Genomic DNA, 2,914 nt, shown 5'->3' on the forward strand with positions numbered 1-2,914 from the left:
TCAGCCCACTGGGCTGTACGCACATCGTGTGTGATTTGATCCATTTCTGGCCTCCTTTAAAAAACTAGTTAGTTTTTTCGGTTTTTTAAAGTAAACCATAGAAGCAGATTAAATCATAGGCGGGTTATTTGACGCTTACCAGTATGCTACGTCAAAATCAAACTTTTGATAAAAATGTTCTAATCTATCAGAATCATTTCTATCTTTTGGAACTAGTTCATCAGTAATACAAGTGTCACCTATTCTTTTACAACATTCAATAAAATAGGGCATAAGTATTGAACCATTACCACGGTCTTCTTTAACAGCAATAATGTCATCGATATGTACGCTTTTAGTGGGCGGATTACTAGTATAATCAGTAACTAATAGATATAAAAAATAAAAATGCTCCATTTCTGCTCATTGGGATTTCAATCATGATGGTAAAATGAGTCTTTTTGAGGAAAACTCTAGATGATCTTTTGACCAGGCTATGTTTGATACCAATTATGATTTCATGAGTTCAGCTGCGCTTAGTTTCTTTGAAATTATTTACAACAATGAATGTTTATAGATAACTAAGAATAGCTCTGCCAGTCGGCAGAGCTATTGACTTATCTCATTCTAGTTAACCCTATTATGCCTGTATTCGAGTACAGGCATAATAATTTGGCTTTAAAGATTTTATAAATGTTTTTTGATGATTTAAAAAGGAAAATATATTAAAATAATTAATTATATCATTTTAATTACTATTCATTTTTGGGGGAAATAATGACTACAATTGAAAATCCGAACGCAAGAAAAAGCTTAAAAAAGAAGGCAAAAAATGGTCTGAGTAGACTATTGGATTTTTTGAGTATAATAATGAATTCTAAGGTAGCGAATACTGCAGGATATGTACTGTATGCTATTGGTGCAGGCTGTTCAACCATTGTTGCGTTGTACTTAATAATCAGTGGTTCACAACCCAAGGAAGAATACAAATATAGTAATATTTTTGTACTATCTTTAATATTAATATCTATTGCTCTTCTTTTTATAGTTGTGTTTATAGAAAAAATAAACAAAAAAGATAATAAGTGGATGCCAGGTGAAACTTCATTTGGAAGTTTTATTTTTTGGTGCCTTTTTGCACCTGACATAATTGAGGCGATTTATTACTTTGTTAAAGATTTTTCATCTGGGATATATATTGGCTTTATGTTTGTTTTTACGGTAATATGGCACTCGGTACAATGGAAAATGTTGTATGATGAATATAAAAATTCAAAAGTATCTTTTCTTAACATTTGTGATCAACTTGCACTCGTATTGCTTACATTTTATTGGGTAGTGTTTCAAATCGCAGATTTTGCATTCAGCTTTGCTGCATTTATATGTTTGTTTATGCTGATGCAGATGGGTACTAATATTGTTGTGTATTTGTATCAATTGAATCAGGAGACTCAATAAGTCCTATTATCTTGATGAGTTCTATCATAGCTTCAGTTTTTTCACCAGGAACAATACTTATTCCTATCACGAAGACTGGAGCTTCAAATGGAGTACTCATCCCAAAGAGTATAAGGATTTAGTTCTGGAAATAAAGAAGATATCAGGGTTATAAAGTGAAGAATGAAAATAAGAAGCTGACAGCACATGACAGGCACATCAGGGAGCCCCTATTTGATTATCTTGAAGATAGATACGGGAAGATCCGTATTATTGAAGAGAAGAGAACCGGCAGGGCAAGAGCTGATGTTGTCATGGTCACGCCTGATGCTATATACGGTATAGAGATAAAGAGTGACAATGATACATATACCCGCCTTGCCGGGCAGGTGAAAAACTACAACATCTACTATGACTATAACATTGTGGCTGTTGGAAGTAGCCATGCGGCGCACATTGAAGAGCATGTACCCAAATGGTGGGGCATTATAACCATAGAAGACGTAGACGGCAAGCTTGATTTTTACACGCTTCGTGAAGCTGGGCCAAGTCCTATGGTTAAAGATGAACGCAAGATCAGTATCTTGTGGAGACTGGAACTTGCCAACATACAGGCAATAAACGGGTTGCCAAAATATAAGGAAAAGAGTAAGGCATTTGTTCAGAAGAAGATTCTGGAGAAGGTGCCATCCAGCCTTCTATGGAGGCAGGTATCTGAGGAGCTGTTTCAGCGTGACTATACCCTTATATCCGATGAGATAGAGGCGTATAGAAAAGAAAATCACAGATAGTAAATTTGAAAAAACTTACCTAAGGAAGATATATTCTTACCCATATCAACTATCTAAGGTGTAATTTATGCCATTTCAAATCATCAGGCACATTGGGGTCAGGACCTGTTAATAAACTATAAATGCATTAACTATTAATTCATGGTACTTGACACCAATGTTTTGGCTGTCAAGAAGCCATGCTCTTCTTGATGGTTTTATCATACTGCGTTGCTTTAAACGATATGTGAAGAATTGTGCCGAGTTTTAGGATAGTTTGCATTATGGGGAAAGATATTAAGCACATATGGCGGATTTATTCGATCGAGATGTTAAGACAATTGGTAAGCATATTAATAATGCATTAAAGGAAGAACTTGATAATTCAGTTGTCGCAAATTTTGCGACAACTGCTAGTGATGGAAAAGCTACAATGTTGAACATTACAGTTTATATGAGATGACACGACATGCTATTTTGATCTATTCCATTGCATATTTATTTGTAGGATGGAGTGTTTTCTCATCCGCATTCTTTACATGACTTTTGGAACGAAGTGACAAAAAGTCATAGGATTTTAAAAGAGCGCAAGCAACAACGAGTTGCGTGTATTATGAATATCTTCGTACTAGAATATTAGTAAAGGAGGGATTTTCATGAATACGAAAGACGTTTTATTTGAGCTTAGAACCAAGAATAATATGTCTCAGGATGATCTGGCTGAAAAA

At 34.8% G+C, this 2,914-nt stretch carries 3 protein-coding genes; 2 read left to right on the forward strand and 1 reads right to left on the reverse strand.

Annotated elements, in window-relative coordinates; translation table 11 throughout:
• Window positions 1–135 precede the first annotated feature (135 nt).
• Entirely contained in the window at window positions 136–396 is a 261-nt protein-coding gene (locus K6G87_RS01210) for a hypothetical protein (RefSeq protein WP_296832758.1), read from the reverse strand.
• 360 nt (window positions 397–756) lie between these two features.
• Between K6G87_RS01210 and K6G87_RS01215 the strand changes: the two genes are divergently transcribed.
• Entirely contained in the window at window positions 757–1,437 is a 681-nt protein-coding gene (locus tag K6G87_RS01215; RefSeq protein WP_296832761.1) for a hypothetical protein, read from the forward strand.
• 155 nt (window positions 1,438–1,592) lie between these two features.
• Window positions 1,593–2,207 (forward strand): sce7726 family protein, encoded by a 615-nt coding sequence (locus K6G87_RS01220; protein ID WP_296832764.1) that lies wholly within the window; start codon window positions 1,593–1,595, stop codon window positions 2,205–2,207.
• Window positions 2,208–2,914: the final 707 nt, after the last annotated feature.

This window comes from Butyrivibrio sp. (assembly GCF_024699075.1).